Here is a 15,518-nt window from a genome sequence, read left to right on the forward strand (position 1 = left end):
GATGAAGGAAAGGAGTGAGCGTATGCTTAAACAGATTACAGTACATGGCAGAGTCCAGGGAGTAGGTTTCCGTATGTCTGCCAAACAGGTGGCAGACCGGTATGGCATCACAGGGCAGGTACAGAATAAAGCGGACGGAACGGTGGAAATAATCGCCCAGGGGAGTGAGGAAGACATGCAGAAATTCATAGAGGAAATCGAGAACGGTCCTGCTCCGGCTGCGCACGTCACAAAAACGGACGTTACCGACCTGGATGGTCCGGGTAATTTTCAGGATTTTGAAGTTGTAGGATGATACGTCCTTTCAGTAAAAAAAGCTGCCTCTGAACAGGCAGCTTTTCCTATGTGTCCTCTATTCCTGGAAGAATTTACGGTTCATTTCAATGTACGGCGTCTCTTCTTCCGGTACTTCGTCTTCGATATATATCGCTTCTACCGGGCAGACCGCTTCACAGGCCCCGCAGTCGATGCAGATAGCCGGATCGATATAAAACATATCTTTTCCTTCTTCTATGCAATCAACAGGGCATACTTCTACGCATTCACCTGATTTTTCGTCTTTACACGGAGACGTTATAACAAATGCCATTTCTATTCCTCCTTTTTATAAGATAAACTCTTCCCTCTATCTTAATTAGAAAGAAGCACTACCTTCCATCATACCTACTATAATGAAACCTGGCAATTACTTATGCCAAATTCTCCTGAATTTCCATTTATCGCCGTCCTTCTCAAGAAGAATGGCATCCGGATATGAGAAACTGAGCCAGTCTTCAAATGATACTTCCATCCCGAAATGTTCAAGAATATATACTAATATCTCCCCGTGGGTGACGAGCAGTGGATACGTAAAGGAGTCGATGTCCTCCAGAAATTCCCGGACGCGCTCTTTAGCATCACGGGCAGACTCTCCGCCGGAGACTTTCATTTCCCTGTCGTGGAAACTGTCTTCGATATACTCTTCCCAGTCTTCAAGGGGAACGTCACTCAACACCCTTTCCTCCAGTCGCTCATCGCTCCGGATAGAAAGTCCGTGTCCTTCAGCAAAAGGTTTGATAGTCTCAATCGCACGTAAAAAAGGACTGGAAAAAACAGCTTCACAGCAGCTCCAGTTATTAAGCTCCTCAGCAAGAGCAGCAGTCTCCTTCAATCCGCGGCGACTTAACGGGGAATCACGGTGCTGCCCTTCAGCTTCCGCATGTCGTACGAGCATTACACGATCCATCTGCAAAACCTCACTTTGCTCGGGATACTTCGGTTATTCCCTGTATCCTTCATCTTTACACGTGAATTCGCTTATTTTTCAAAATCTTCTGAAGTATTCACTGAAGGTGCCGGGCAAATTCATACATTCACTTTTGGATCCCCCGGGAGAATAGCTGCTCCGGGATGAAATCACAATTAAAAAATTGTGTGGTTACAGTTTAAACGCATCAGCTTTATTTTTCAAAATTGAATTTAAGTAATTTTTGAAAGAAAAGCCCGGAAAACGCACTGGAGTCTGTAAAACGGACAAATAGAGCGCTTATAAAATTATTTCACTCTTAAAACCTGTATATTTTGTACTAGCGACCCTCATATAGGCACCTAATTTATTCGTAGAAGAAAAAGAGGGTTGAAAGACAGATAAGATACAGCAATGGGGAAACAGGTAGGAATTATTCGAGCTATTTTATACAAAATCAGGAAAGCATGAGTCATTCAAAACAAAACGATACTTGAACGTAGCTATAGAGAAATTGTAAAACACAAAATTTTTTTGCTTATACGAAACATTGCAAGCGGTTATGAAAGATATTTAGAAGCACTTTAGAAAACCGAATTATTTAAACCAATAACTTAAATTAACGGCGAGCAGACAGAGTACTCTTGACCGATATCAATTATACGGACTATGTGCAGGATAAGCTTATTTTCCTTACATCAAAGTTAGTACTACCAAGGGAATTTTCGCTCATTATCTACCCAAGCCTTTTAGGGATGGAGATTGTTTATCGAACTCTAAATAAACTTGAAGATACCGTTGAATGTTTTTATCAGGAAGACATGCTTCATTCCGACCAAAGGTTTTTACTACTTTCCCTTTCTGTTGAAAGAGAAAGTAGCTGACCTACGTCATTGCTTATCCCGAAAAGGAAACTCTCGGGATAACACTTCTATAGAGCCACTCTTTGAATACCTGGAAAATGTTGCAAACCATAAGTTCTGAGAAAGACCTAAGAAAAAATTAATCTTTATGTAGATAAATAAAATAACAAGAGATGTCAGTAGTTATTATATAAGATGACCCCGGTTCAATACCGAGGTCGTCACCTAGCTGTGTAGGGCTCTTTTAATAAAAGCTAGGTTAAATAACTCTGTTGATATTTGAATAAAACGAACTCCTGTTCTATAATGAATATAATATAGGACGAGAGCGAGTTGTTAAGAATGGCATTGAAGGGTTAGAACCGGTACTGTAGCTGCGTATGTCGGAGGTAACGTAGACTTCTAATAAAGGGGGGGCACAGTCTAATGTTAGTAGTATCGCTTTTAGCGTTTATTATTATTTTAATCGCCGCAGTAAGTGTCTTAACTTTAAAGAATAAGAATTACAAAAAGAAAAAATCGAATGAAGTAATTAGCTTTATATTTGTAAGCATTTCTTCAAACTCATTGGGATTAGTCTTCTTCAATAGCACGTGGGCTCTGGTTTTCTATGGTATTGGTTTTCTAACGTTGTTGGTTGCACTAGTAGTAGCCTTTAAAATGAAAACTTATACTCGGTCCATAAAATCCTCAACTCAATAGAAAGTGAGAATTATAAGTTAATTTGGGATATGTCTTTAAGGCATATCCTTTTTTTATATCAAATCGGAGTAGCTTATTTTTTATGAGATTTTGTTTATTTCATACCGGGAATGTCTACGATCCCCCCCTATTGTTTATTGACCAACTTACTTTGCACCTGGTGACAGCTTCGCTGGTACTACCCCTACTTCGCGCTCTATTTCAAGATAATCGTAATATTCTTTCGAGACGGCGATTTGACGTTTGTTAGATATAGCTATACGGCGCGACTTTTTCCTAGGTCCTTGAGCCATATCCCCATTCCTCCTTACCGTTGCTTTTATACAATTATTAAGGCTCTCCCTCTTTCACATACACACTTTCTCCGGGAAACGAGGAAATAATTTCTTTGTTTCTTGGATTTTCTATCTTAATTATACTACGCATAGTTGATTATGCGAAAATTCACTCCAGCTTGATACGATGTATATAGAAGGTGGCCATCCTACATACCAAGGCAAATACATAGAAAAGTCGGTTCCTTTGTAACGTTCAGGAACCGACTTTCTACGTTCGTTTATCAAACAGGGGAGGCTCCCCCTTTCTCTCACTTGTAATTAAGGGACATCATCATTCCCCCATGCCCCTCTGTCCCATTGTTCGCAATATGATGAGGAGTGTGACAATGCAGAGGCCAGTTCCCTGGGTTATTGGTTTTGACTAGTACATCAAATGTTTCCCCAGGAGACAAGGTGATACTATTTCTTTGCATTTTCATAGCTTCCGGAAGGGGGTTTCCATCCTGATTTTCGATTTCAAATTGGTGACCATGAAGATGCATCGGATGAGGACTATGGCCAATACTTTCAAGACGAATCCTTACCGTATCCCCCTTTGTTGTTTCAAGAGAAGGAATATCAGGGAAGCATCTTCCGTTTATCGTAAAATAATTGAAACCATGAGAGTGAGGATCCACTTGAAAGCTTCCTTTTTCCACACTGCCATGCTCTACATCTTTCAACGCAAATTCTTGCAACAATAAAAAATAGTCATGATCGATTGGATCATTCTCTTCTTTGATGACCAATCCACCTGCAAGCCCCATCATTTGCTGTTTCATTGAATTATAGTGAGTATGGTAGAGGTGAGTCCCAGGAGCGTTAATAATGGTGAACTGATAATCATAATAGTCCCCCGGCTCTATAGGAGGGGAAGGTTGCACACTGATTCCGCCATCCACTTTTTCAGGTATATCCAACCCATGCCAGTGCACGCTCGTTGATTCTGGTAGATTGTTATATACACGGATGTTCACTTCATCTCCCGGATTTACCACGAGGGTAGGTCCCGGTATGGAGCCATTGTATCCCCACCCTTCTATGAACACTCCTTCTAATATTTCTTGCTGTACGGGCTCTGCAATTAATTCAAAATGTTTCCTCCCATTTTTCTTCACGCCAAAAAGTTGATTTTCCTCTCCTGTTGTCATTTTGACTCTCCTCCCTTTCGAAGTATGTTTTGTAGTTCGTACAAGGCACCCTCAACCTCTCTACAATGAGCAAAGTTCATTGCATTCAATGGGAAGACTCTGCTTCTTTATTTCTCTTCAAAAACCAATGTTCCCCACCGAAAGTAGCTAAGATAAATAGAAGAGACACAATAACAATTAATAGATCAGACTGAATTTTCACGTAAACAAAGGCTCCAAGTACGATGGCATCCAGCAACAATGCCGTAACCACAATTGCTGAGTTTGCTCCGGTTTCTTTTTTGAGGTGTTTCCACACTCCCCAATGAACGATCATATCCATGACCAGGTATAATATCGCACCTACCGATGCAATTCTGCTTAAATCAAACAACACGGCAAGAGCCATGGCCAGAACGACGGTATACACGAGCGTGTGCTTCTGAATACGTCCGGGCATTCCGAAATGACGATGCGGGATAAGACTCATATCTGTCAGCATCGCAAGCATTCGTGATACAGCAAAGACGCTAGCAATGATCCCTGAAATAGTCGCAATGATCGCCAGTGCAACGGTGAACCATACCCCGTATTCTCCAAACGCAGGTCTCGCGGCTTCTGCAAGCGAATAGTCCTTTGCTTCGATAATACGATCGATAGGAAGATTGGATGAAACGGCCCAGGCGATCATCAGGTAGACGAACAAACTTATCGAAATGGAGGCGACAATCGCCCGTCCCACATTTTTCTTCGGATTCTTGATTTCCGATCCACTGTTCGTGATAGTCGTAAATCCTTTGAATGACAAAATCGTAAGGGCGACAGCAGCAATAATCGAAGCAATCCCTGTATCCGCTGCGTTAGTTCCTGTAGTACCGGCAGGATCAAGTGTAAACCCAGCCACCCATAACCCACCGGCGGAAAACACAAGAAGGCCAAGAATTTTCAACAAAGAGACAATAGATGTAAAGGTCTGAATGAACTCATTCCCAGATATATTTACTATAAAAGCGAATAGTAAAAGTCCCACCGCAAGTAAAGCTACTAACCATCCCGATGACTCACTTCCAAAAATCTGTAACGTATAGGTTCCGAACGTACGAGCCACGAGGCTTTGGTTGATGACCATCGAAATCGCCATCAGCATGGCAGCTGAAGCAGTGATGGTCCCTTTTCCATATGCTTTCACGAGGAACATTCCAACGCCTCCGGCAGATGGGTATTGCTGACTCATCTTCACGTAGGAATAAGCACTAAACCCGGTGACCACTCCTCCTATGATGAAAATAAGTGGAAACCATACCCCCGCCAGTTGTGCGACTTGACCAAGCAGGGCAAATATCCCGGCGCTGATCATAACGCCGGTACCAAGACCGACAGCACCAGTCAGTGTCAAGCTGTTCTTTCTATATTCACTCATCGCTCTTACCTCCTTTTTGTCTGTAAAACAGTATCCCCGGAAATATGCAGAAAGTATGCATGATTGCTACCTATCAAACTTTTTTCTCACAAAAAAACCTCTATGTTCTATTACTTCATCCACTTATACCCCACGCCCCACACTGTTTTCAAATGATCATCCACTGGAAATCCGGAGCGTCGGATCTTCTCCCGGATATTACGCACATGGGAATCAACGGTACGCCCCCCTGTATCGGATTCGAACCCCCACACAAGGTCCAAAAGGTCATGGCGATCATACACATGGTTTGGTCGCTTCAAGAGAAGCCCAATCAATCGGAACTCCTTAGGGGTAAGTGCGATAGCATAGTCCTGATAGGATAACTCATACGTACTCTCATCCCATCGTAATCCATTGACCTCCATGGCAGAAGGAGCATTGCGGCGGAGGAGCGTTTCAACCCGCGCAAGAAGAATATCTTCGTCGAATGGTTTCGTCACATAATCATCCGCTCCTGTCTTCAAGCCTTTGATCACGTCTTTTTTCTGGTCTTTCGCCGTCAGCATAAGGACAGGAACATCGCTGAACGTGCGAAGGCGTTGACACGTTTCAAAACCATCCATCTCCTTCATCATAATATCAAGGATGACAAGGTCAAAAGGGGTGGTCTTCACTACTTCCAGGGCCTTTGCTCCACTCCGGACTTTCGTTGTTTGGTATCCATAGGGCAGCAAATACAATTCGATCAAATCGAGCATTCGTTGCTCATCATCCACGATGAGAATGTGTGTCATTAGCATCTTCCTCCGGCAGTGTTATAAGAATCGTCAATCCATTTTCATTAAATGCTTTCACTGTACCTCCGTGCATCTCGACAATTTCTTTCACGATGGCCAGACCTAGGCCTGAACCTCCCTGTTCCCGGGACCTCGCTTTATCTACCCGATATAAGCGTTCAAATAAATGAGGAAGAGACTCTTCTGGTACTCCCGGTCCCTGATCAGAAATACACACCCTCACTCCTTGCTCCGTTCTCTCTCCTTCGACTTGAATAACCGGAAGTTCCCCTCCATAAAGCAGCGCGTTTTGAATAATGTTAACCAGGACTTGCTTCATACGGGTTCGATCAGCAGTCACGTATAAATCATCCGGCACATGAATGGTCAGTTGTGCCTGCTTTTCCTCGATGAACGGTTCGACCTGGGTCGCCACTTCCTCGAGCAAAGAAGAGAGATGGGTTACAGATGGCTCGATGACAAAAGCATTCTCTTCCATTTTGGCCAATTGGAAAAGCTGCCTTACCATCGAGGTTAACTGATCCGCTTCTTCCCGGATAATAGTGAGGTATTTTTCCCGTTCCGCCTCGGATATCCCCCGTCTGGAGGCTACATCCGCATACCCCTTCACATAAGTGAGAGGAGTTCTGAGTTCATGAGCCACGGAAGACAAAAAATCATTGCGTTCCTTCTTCAACCGCTCCAGATCTTCCGATAAACGATTAATAGAAAAAGCCAGAGTACCAAGTTCATCGTTATATCGATCATCAAGTTCCATATCCGCCGTTCCCTCGCTCAATTTCTCCGTGACCCGCTGCATACGTATGAGGGGTCTGGTGATGATTTGAGAGAGTGCAAACACAAGCACAAGCGTAATAAATGTGATCATTCCCATGACTATGAGGAATTGTTTCGACAATTGAGACAAAATATCCCGGATGGTCTCGGAAGGCGAAAACATATATACACTCCCTCTATATTCTCCATCAATCATAATAGGAGAAAGCGTGGCTACATAAGGATTCTCTCTCCAATTGTCTTCGATAATTCTACTCCCGCTCTCCGGAGCAGCAGTAGTGCGTCTCACCACTTCCTCCTGAAAAGGCTTCCCTTCCGACGAACGATGGATGATATCTCCCTCTGTGTTCGCAATAATCACATCGGTAGAAGCCTCCGCTTCCATGAGAGTGACGTGTCGAAGCGTTGAAGCGTCAAAATTATTTTCCAGAACGTCCTTGTGCCCCGCTCCCCTTGCAAGAAGGCCATCCATCACTTCTGTGATTCGCTGAGTGGAAATCGACGTATAAAGAATAAAAAACAAAGATAGTTCAATCAAAAGCATCAGAATGAAAAACAGAAGTCCGAGTTTCACCGAAAGTTTCCGTCTCATAGCACCCCTCCGAATTTAAAAGCCGGTCCACCCGTTAAAGAAACGATACGTGAGAAAGGAAGTAAGATCCGACATCCAGCCGAAAAACAAGAATACTCCCATTAGAATCATCATATACCCTCCGAAGGTGACAATGCGATGATTATATTTCTTCAGCCATTCCATCTTCCCGATAAAGGAAGCCATCACAAAAAACGGAATAGAGAACCCAAGGACATAACTCACCATATAAAGAACCGCTTCATCCGGCGAGGAAACCCCGAGAGCAATGACAGCAGCCAGGATAGGTCCTGTACACGGGGTCCATCCTGCAGCGAATGCCATCCCTACCGCACTTGATCCTATGTATCCCGGCGGCCGGTTCTTCAATGTCACCTGTCGTTGACGAAAAAAGAGTTTCGGCTTGAAAAAACCGATAACCACGAGTCCCAAAAGCGCGATGAAAATAGCTCCGAGTTGACGTAATAGGTCATCATATCTCAGAAACCAACTTCCGATCCACGAAGTCGAAAAACCGATGGCGATGAAAATGATAGAAAACCCTATTAAAAAGAATAGCGTGTGAAGCATCGGTTGTTTTTGAAAAAAGGTTCGCTTCCCTTTCAGGTCGTCCACAGACATTCCAGTAATATAAGAAAGAAAAGCAGGATAAAGGGGGAGGCAGCATGGAGAAATGAACGACAGGAAGCCTGCACCGAATGCAAGCACGATATTCACATCAGCCATCTAATCGCCCTCCCCTTCTGGGACGATACGTTCCATGTATCCGTTTATCTCCTGTTCCGTCATGCCTGCAGTAATTCTGTCCACGACGTATCCGTTCTCATCAATGAGGAAAGTGACAGGAATAGGACCGATGCCATACGTGTTCAGGAGAGCTTCTCCTGTATCCATAGGTATAGGAAATGTCATGTTTTTCCGTTCCACAAACCCTCTGGTCGTCATTTCCGTCTCTCCAACGTTCACCGCAAGTACTTGCACACCTCTATCTTCGAAGATTTTAGACTGCCTTTCTATATAAGGCATCTCTTCTTCGCAAGGCTTGCAATAGGTCGCCCAGAAATTCAGAAATACCCCTTCTCCTTTATAGTCACTCAAACGAACCGTTTCTCCTTCGAGGGTCTCTAATTCAAAATCCGGAGCCTTATCTCCAGCTTCGACAACGACAGATTCTCCGGAAATACTCTGATAAACAACAAAACCTGCGAGTCCAGCGAATAAAAGAAGCACCGCTGTTCGCATCCACAGACGCCTTTTCTTAGTTTTTGACATGTTGCTTCCCCCTTACTTAGCACTAGGATGTACGTAAAATAAAGACAAAAGCTGCGCGGAATCGTTACCCTGGCTCTCCCTCCGTGAGTATGCTTTTCCACGTTTCTCCCTCATCTTCCGTCATGTAGCTGCTTCCGTTCATCGTAAAAATCGTAAGTTCTTCCTTCTCCGGATGTACAGCTGAATACAGGACCGCGTCCTGCCCGAAATCCGGAAGGGGGATATCGGTGATCGTCTCCGACTCCAGGTCATAGGTTTGGAACGATGCTTCGTTTTGAAGCAGTCCAAAATATAGTTGATTACCTGTAAAAGTAAGACCGGACGCCTGCCCCGTTTCAGAAATCCTCTCGAACGTCTCTCCGGCATCGGTGCTCAGGAACACACCGGATTCCGCGGCAGCAGCTACCATCTCCTCATCGCTCGGATGTACAGCTAATTGGAATAATTTTTCAGGAAGATTTTCAGCTGCCATCGCTTCAAAGGTTTCCCCTCCATCGAAACTCCGGTGGAACCCTGTATCGAGATTGTCATCCGGCTGGCTATTCAGGAGATAGATGGCTTCATTTTCATACCCGACACCCATAAGGTGAAAATCACTCTCTCCTGTAAATCTGAGGGATTCGAGTTCTTGCTTTTTCACTTTACCTTTCTGAAGACCAAGAGGATTCGGCAAATCTGAAGATGCCCCCGGGTGGCCGGACACATACATCCCTTCTTCTGTTGCGTTGAATCCCATGTAATCATTTTTATGGTGCGGACTCTCCATCCACTCATTATCCTTGTACACTTTCAAACCGTCATGGGACGCAAATGTCACCCCTTCCGCATCGGTATAACCGATGCCATGCACGTGTTCAATGGTGCCTTCCATTTCTTCAAGCTGGACGTTCCCTGTCCCTGAGCTTCCTTGATTTTCTTCTGTAGTCTCTTCCGTTTCGTCTCCACTACAAGCCGCCAAAATTAGTACCAAGCCACTGAACGCAAGAGCTGTTTTTTTATGTTTCACTGTCCATTCCCCCTCCATTGAGCTTCTTCCACTCTGCCAGAAAATTGTCGAGATTTTCTGCAGATATCCTCCCTAATTTCAGATCATTTTTAAAACCAATACGTGAGCGTATCCATGATGCCAATCAGCAAAAGAAGTGCTCCGGCTATTTTCTGGATACGGCCACCTATTTTTCTTCCATTCTTCATCAATGACTTCTTATCGATACCGAACCAGGTAAATAGAAACAGAAAAAACAAGAGAGGCATAGAAGTACCTATCGCAAAAATCGGCGGTAACGCTGCCCCATAAGAAGTTGTGAGCACCATGGGCATCAATGTCATGAAGAAGAGAACAAACATCGTCGGACAGAAGGCAAGTGTAATGCTAACGCCGAGAAGAAAACTTCCTGTTTTGCTGTTCCTTATAGACGGAAGGAGTTTGCTTCCGAGCGATAGCGTCCATTTCATAGAAAAGACTCCTATCATGAACAGTCCGATTCCGATAAGCATCGGGCCGATAGCTTTGCGGAGATAAGGAAACCAGGAAGATAGTTCCCCCTGGACCTCCTTTCCGAATAGCCATACGGCCAGGCCAAGAACAGAGAAGACAAGCACCTTTCCAAGCATGAAATAAGTGACATGCCCCCACGGAACTTTATCCTTGAACGTCTGATTTCCATAAATGGTCATCGCCCCTACGTTCCCCGTCATTTGACACGGAGCCACGGCTCCGACAAGTCCCAGAAAAAAAGCTCCTAGTAATGGAACCCCTTCCTGTTGGGCTGCCAGTTCCATGAAAGGTTGACTAAAAAATCTGCTTACTTCATTAAACAACTGATACATACCTCCCCCCCTATCTCTATTTGTTAGTGTACAAGGGAATTATGCAGATTTTGTGTATACGAGGTGGTGGGAGTCCGACTTTTGTAATTATGCGTCTCTTGGTTCTGGTCATCCTTTACAGTAACAGCTAATGTCTTTTCATTATGAGTGCCCATATACGCTGAGCTGGACAAAAAAAGAGAGAGGGATTCCCCTCTCTCTTACGAAGCCTTCAATAATTTAGCATTGACTGCAACAACTACAGTACTTAAACTCATCAGCACTGCACCCACTGCCGGACTGAGCAGAATACCGATAGGTGCCAGAACACCAGCTGCGAGTGGGATGGCGAAGATGTTGTAGCCAGCCGCCCACCAAAGGTTCTGTACCATTTTCTTATACGTGTTATCAGATAAAGACACGACGGAAACGATATCTTTCGGATCACTTTTCACGAGAACGATGTCAGCCGTTTCGACTGCAACATCTGTTCCGCTCCCGATAGCGATTCCGACATCCGCAGTAGCAAGGGCAGGCGCATCATTGATGCCATCCCCGGTCATCGCCACTTTCAGTCCTTCTCCCTGCACTTTCTTCACCTGATCCGCTTTGTGATCCGGCATAACTTCTGCATATACTTCATCGATACCGATCTGTTTGGCCACCCAGTCGGCGACTTTCTTATTGTCACCGGTAAGCATGACAGATCGGATTCCTTGTTCTTTCAGCTCCGCCACAGCTTCTTTGGCGGAGTCACGTACCATGTCAGCGAGGGCAATCATTCCGATGTATTCATCATTCACGAGTACGAATACCACCGTTTTCCCTTCCTCGGACATACGTCCGAAAGCTTCGGAATCATACGCGATGTCATTTTCTTTCATATAGCCAGGGCTCATGACCTGAACGTTCTTCTCATCCACATTGCCGCGCAGGCCACGTCCTGTGACTGATTCGAAATCTTCTACTTGACCAAGGGTTATCCCTCGTTCTTCCGCTTGTTCCAGCACCCCGCGTGCCAACGGGTGTTCGGACTTTTGTTCAAGACTCGCTGCCCAATAAAGAAGGTCCGTCTCCTCCACGTTTTCCGGGACAATATCCGTGACACCGAATTCTCCTTTGGTGAGGGTTCCTGTTTTATCGAAGATGACGGCATCCACATTCCGCGCATTCTCGAACTGGGTACGATTCCGGATAAGCAGCCCCTGCTTCGCAGATAAAGAAGTGGAGACAGCGACGACAAGCGGTGCTGCGAGCCCGAGTGCGTGCGGGCAGGTGATGACCATCACGGTAACCATCCGTTCCACCGCCATATCCACCGGATATCCGAGTGCAAGCCAAGTAATGAACGTAATGATACCAGCACTGAGAGCCAGGTAGAAAAGCCACTTCGCTGCCCGGTTCGCAAAATCCTGCGCCCGTGATTTGGAATTCTGCGCTTCCTCGACGAGCGTGATGACCTGAGATAAGTAGGAATCTTCCCCGAGTTTCTTCACCTCAATCGTCAAGCTTCCTTCTTTGTTGATGGAGCCACCGATCACTTCTTCTTCCGTTCCTTTTTCAACAGGTACCGATTCTCCGGTAAGCATCGATTCATCGATGGCGGATTTTCCTTCTACAATTGTTCCGTCCACCGGAATCTTTTCCCCGGGCTTCACAAGTACTTTATCTCCGGAGTCAAGATCGTTCACTTTCACTTCTTCCGTCGATCCGTCTTCTTTTACTTTATGAGCCTTATCCGGCATCAGTTTCACGAGCTCTTGAAGGGCATTGGAAGCTCCCATCACTGATCTCATCTCGATCCAGTGGCCGAGCAGCATGATGTCGATCAGCGTCGCCAGTTCCCAGAAGAAATTACGTCCTTCCCAGCCGAACACGACCAGGGAACTATAGACATAGGCTACAACGATGGCAAGACCTATCAGCATCATCATGCCTGGATTTTTGTTCTTCCCTTCGTCGATGGCTCCTGTAAGAAACGGCCATCCGCCGTAGAAGAATACGAATGTCGCCAGACCGAAGAGGACGTATTTATCGAAAGGAAACGTAATACTGAATCCTAACAGATCCTGGATCATCGGTGACAATAGAAGAATCGGAAGGGTGATGATCAGGGAAATATAAAATCGCTTTTTGAAATCATCTACCATCGCTCCGTGGTCATGTCCCCCATGATCGTGGCCATCATGCCCGTCATGGTCGTGATGTTCCTGTTCTTCATGCTCATGTTGGTGGTGTTCATGTGCCATAGCTCTACTCCTTTCTATGGATTATTGACATCATTCAGTTCGAACGGGGAATAAACCCCTTCATAGTCGACAATCGTCACCATTCCTCTATCCGCATGGTTGTTGTCATGACAATGGAATAGCCATTCTCCCTGGTTGTTCGCCTCAAAATAAATGGTGTAGGACTCCCCGGGTTTCACGTTAATCAGATCTTTGACGACGCCACCGCCAGATTCCGACTGTACCTGGAATCGGTGCCCATGAAGGTGCATCGGATGGTTGAGTCGTCCCTCATTCGTTATCTCCACTTTGACGATATCTCCTTCTTCCACCTGGATCGGAGGGGTATCCGGGAAAATTTCTTCATTGATCTGCCACGTCATTCCTTCTCCCATATTCATGCCCATACTCAAATCCATGTCGTAGGAGACGTCCGCTTTCGGTATATCTTCAAAAAGCAGTTCTTCACTTTCATAAGATGTACCTTTCACAGCTTCTGTATCCGTCTCTGGAGCAGAAGAGGCTGTCTGCTCCCCGCCCGGGGAAAGGACAGGGATTTTCATATCCGCTGCATGTTCCACGTCTGTGGTATGAGCAATCTGCTCTGCCCCCTCTCCTTTCGTGAATAAGACATCAATCCTTTCTCCGGGGGCAATTTGCAACACGTTTCGACCAGATGAACTCTCCACCTTCTCGGCATCCACCGCTAGCATTTCCATCGACCCTTCAGGAAAAACGAGGCGGTGCAGCTGATATCCCGCATTCACAAAACGCAGTCTCGCTGTTTCTCCTTCTTCCATCTCGAGGGGATCAATAGCCGATCCAGCTTTTCCATTGACGGTGAATGTGTCATACATCTGTTTCGTATCCGCTTCTCCATCCCCGTTCATGGATCCCATCATCATTCCGGCCATGTTCGTCCAGTCTTCCCGGTCCTGATTCACGGCCCATTCATCAAGAATGAACGTTTTATCCTCATCAACCGATGGACCGTCTCCTTCAACGACAAGAGGGCCATACAGACCTTTATCTACCTGAAGAGAACTGTGCTGGTGGGAGTGATACCAATACGTCCCCGGGTTATCTGCCACAAACTCATACGTGAAAGACTCTCCGGGCTCTACTGCATCCTGTGTCACTCCCGGGACTCCATCCATCCTGTTTTGAAGAACCACTCCATGCCAGTGAATCGTCACCGGCACATCCAGTTCATTCGTCAATTCCACTCGGACGAAATCCCCTTTTTCTACTCGGATCGGCTCACCCGGAACCGTTCCGTTGTACGTCCAAGCATCGACGGACTCTTCTCCTTCTATCGTCCAGGAGGTCTCTTCTGCCGTCAGATCAAATTCCTTTACCGGACGCTCCCCCGCTTCGACAGCCGGCAGATCCAAGATACTCCTCCCGTTTTCATCTGTATTGATTTCTCCATCTCCGGACTCCTGCATGAAAGGGGACTGGACAAAGACCCATCCCCCGATTCCAAGCAGAAGAAGAATCATGATGGAACCTGTTATATACCGTTTCATATTCTTCGCCTCCACTACTTTTCCTTCAGTTTCTTTTTCAATCGGTCGTACTCTTCTTCAGAAATTTCTCCCCGGGCTAGCCGGTTTTTCAGTGTGTCTTCGTGATTCTCTGGAGAGGAGGTGTTCGTGTTCCTATTGTTCGAGTTCCCTCCCCCGGGTTTCACCATCCAGATCACGATGACGACAATCGCTGCGATAAGTAGCAGAAAAATCAGACCGAATCCGAAAAAATTTCCGAAGAATCCGCCTCCCATGCCACTTCCGTTCATCATTCCACCCATGGTTTTCATCTCCTTTTACCCATGCCGGGTATGGTTTTCATTGCCTTAAAATTTTTTCTGCACTATTCCTGTTCCCCGAATTGTGCAGAAATTATGAATATCTGTGGAAAAAAGAAAAAAGATCGGCTCTTTGCCGACCTTTTCCTTATTAAGCAATTTTACGGCAGGCATCTGCACACTTGCGGCAAGCTTCTGCACATTCCTGGCAGTGGTCATGATCGTGTTTAGCACATTCTTCTGCGCAGTCATCGCAGATTTTCGCACAAACGGAAGCGAGTTCAGATACATAAGCACTACCTCGTGTAATCGCCGCTTCAAGATACCCACAGATATCTGCACACTCACGGTCGAGACGGATGCATCCTGCCATCATCTTCACGTCGTCTTCTTTGAGACAAGCGTCGAAACAGTGGTTACAAGCCTCCATGCATTCGTGCAATACGTTCAATGTTTCCTGGTGTTGTTGATGAGCCATCTTTCATACCTCCTGAAAAATAGTATGTCGTCCGTGCAGTTCTTACGATAAGTGGAAAATCATAACGGACGCTTATGCAGTAGAGTGCCCAGCAAATGTGCAGAAATTGTGAAGAAAAG

General features: G+C 45.5%; 16 protein-coding genes. 1 reads left to right on the forward strand and 15 read right to left on the reverse strand.

Annotated elements, in window-relative coordinates:
- Positions 1–22: 22 nt before the first annotated feature.
- Positions 23–295: an acylphosphatase gene (locus tag BW931_RS05330; protein ID WP_234972578.1), complete on the forward strand. Its 273-nt coding sequence runs from the start codon at positions 23–25 to the stop codon at positions 293–295.
- A gap of 57 nt (positions 296–352) precedes the next feature.
- On the opposite strand, the gene BW931_RS05335 is transcribed toward BW931_RS05330, so the two are convergent.
- The 15 genes from BW931_RS05335 to BW931_RS05405 form a co-directional block, all read right to left on the reverse strand.
- Entirely contained in the window at positions 353–589 is a 237-nt protein-coding gene (locus BW931_RS05335; RefSeq protein ID WP_008587621.1) for an indolepyruvate ferredoxin oxidoreductase subunit alpha, read from the reverse strand.
- Between the two features lie 96 nt (positions 590–685).
- Positions 686–1,225 carry a histidine phosphatase family protein gene (locus BW931_RS05340; RefSeq protein WP_076570535.1) on the reverse strand — a complete coding sequence of 180 codons (540 nt, stop codon included), beginning with the start codon at positions 1,223–1,225 and terminating at the stop codon, positions 686–688.
- A 1,711-nt stretch (positions 1,226–2,936) separates the two neighbouring features.
- The gene (locus BW931_RS13485; protein ID WP_159435667.1) at positions 2,937–3,083 is read right to left on the reverse strand and encodes a hypothetical protein; all 147 of its coding nucleotides are present in this window, start codon (positions 3,081–3,083) and stop codon (positions 2,937–2,939) included.
- A gap of 293 nt (positions 3,084–3,376) precedes the next feature.
- Complete coding sequence (locus tag BW931_RS05350; RefSeq protein WP_076570539.1) at positions 3,377–4,258, reverse strand: multicopper oxidase family protein; 882 nt, start codon at positions 4,256–4,258, stop codon at positions 3,377–3,379.
- An 85-nt stretch (positions 4,259–4,343) separates the two neighbouring features.
- Positions 4,344–5,657, reverse strand: a complete 1,314-nt coding sequence (locus BW931_RS05355) for an APC family permease (RefSeq protein ID WP_076570541.1) — start codon at positions 5,655–5,657, stop codon at positions 4,344–4,346.
- Positions 5,658–5,767: 110 nt separating this feature from the next.
- Positions 5,768–6,433, reverse strand: a complete 666-nt coding sequence (locus BW931_RS05360) for a response regulator transcription factor (protein WP_076570543.1) — start codon at positions 6,431–6,433, stop codon at positions 5,768–5,770.
- The gene (locus BW931_RS05365; protein WP_076570545.1) at positions 6,408–7,805 is read right to left on the reverse strand and encodes a sensor histidine kinase; all 1,398 of its coding nucleotides are present in this window, start codon (positions 7,803–7,805) and stop codon (positions 6,408–6,410) included. The genes BW931_RS05360 and BW931_RS05365 overlap by 26 nt, the downstream gene beginning before the upstream one ends.
- Before the next feature lie 15 nt (positions 7,806–7,820).
- Complete coding sequence (locus BW931_RS05370; protein WP_076570547.1) at positions 7,821–8,531, reverse strand: cytochrome c biogenesis CcdA family protein; 711 nt, start codon at positions 8,529–8,531, stop codon at positions 7,821–7,823.
- Positions 8,532–9,077 carry a thiol-disulfide oxidoreductase ResA gene (gene resA / locus BW931_RS05375; RefSeq protein WP_076570549.1) on the reverse strand — a complete coding sequence of 182 codons (546 nt, stop codon included), beginning with the start codon at positions 9,075–9,077 and terminating at the stop codon, positions 8,532–8,534. It abuts the gene before it with no gap.
- Between the two features lie 64 nt (positions 9,078–9,141).
- Complete coding sequence (locus BW931_RS05380; RefSeq protein ID WP_076570659.1) at positions 9,142–10,083, reverse strand: F510_1955 family glycosylhydrolase; 942 nt, start codon at positions 10,081–10,083, stop codon at positions 9,142–9,144.
- An 89-nt stretch (positions 10,084–10,172) separates the two neighbouring features.
- Entirely contained in the window at positions 10,173–10,907 is a 735-nt protein-coding gene (locus BW931_RS05385; RefSeq protein ID WP_076570551.1) for an urease accessory protein UreH domain-containing protein, read from the reverse strand.
- 200 nt (positions 10,908–11,107) lie between these two features.
- On the reverse strand, positions 11,108–13,135 hold the full coding sequence (locus tag BW931_RS05390) for a heavy metal translocating P-type ATPase (RefSeq protein WP_076570554.1): 2,028 nt from the start codon (positions 13,133–13,135) through the stop codon (positions 11,108–11,110).
- Positions 13,136–13,149: 14 nt separating this feature from the next.
- Positions 13,150–14,643: a multicopper oxidase family protein gene (locus BW931_RS05395; protein WP_076570556.1), complete on the reverse strand. Its 1,494-nt coding sequence runs from the start codon at positions 14,641–14,643 to the stop codon at positions 13,150–13,152.
- Between the two features lie 14 nt (positions 14,644–14,657).
- Positions 14,658–14,924: an SHOCT domain-containing protein gene (locus tag BW931_RS05400; protein ID WP_076570559.1), complete on the reverse strand. Its 267-nt coding sequence runs from the start codon at positions 14,922–14,924 to the stop codon at positions 14,658–14,660.
- A gap of 148 nt (positions 14,925–15,072) precedes the next feature.
- A complete protein-coding gene (locus BW931_RS05405) occupies positions 15,073–15,399 on the reverse strand; it encodes a four-helix bundle copper-binding protein (protein ID WP_076570561.1) in 327 nt (108 codons plus the stop codon).
- Between the last annotated feature and the right edge of the window lie 119 nt (positions 15,400–15,518).

It is taken from the genome of Salimicrobium salexigens (assembly GCF_900156705.1).
GTDB lineage: Bacteria > Bacillota > Bacilli > Bacillales > Halobacillaceae > Salimicrobium > Salimicrobium album.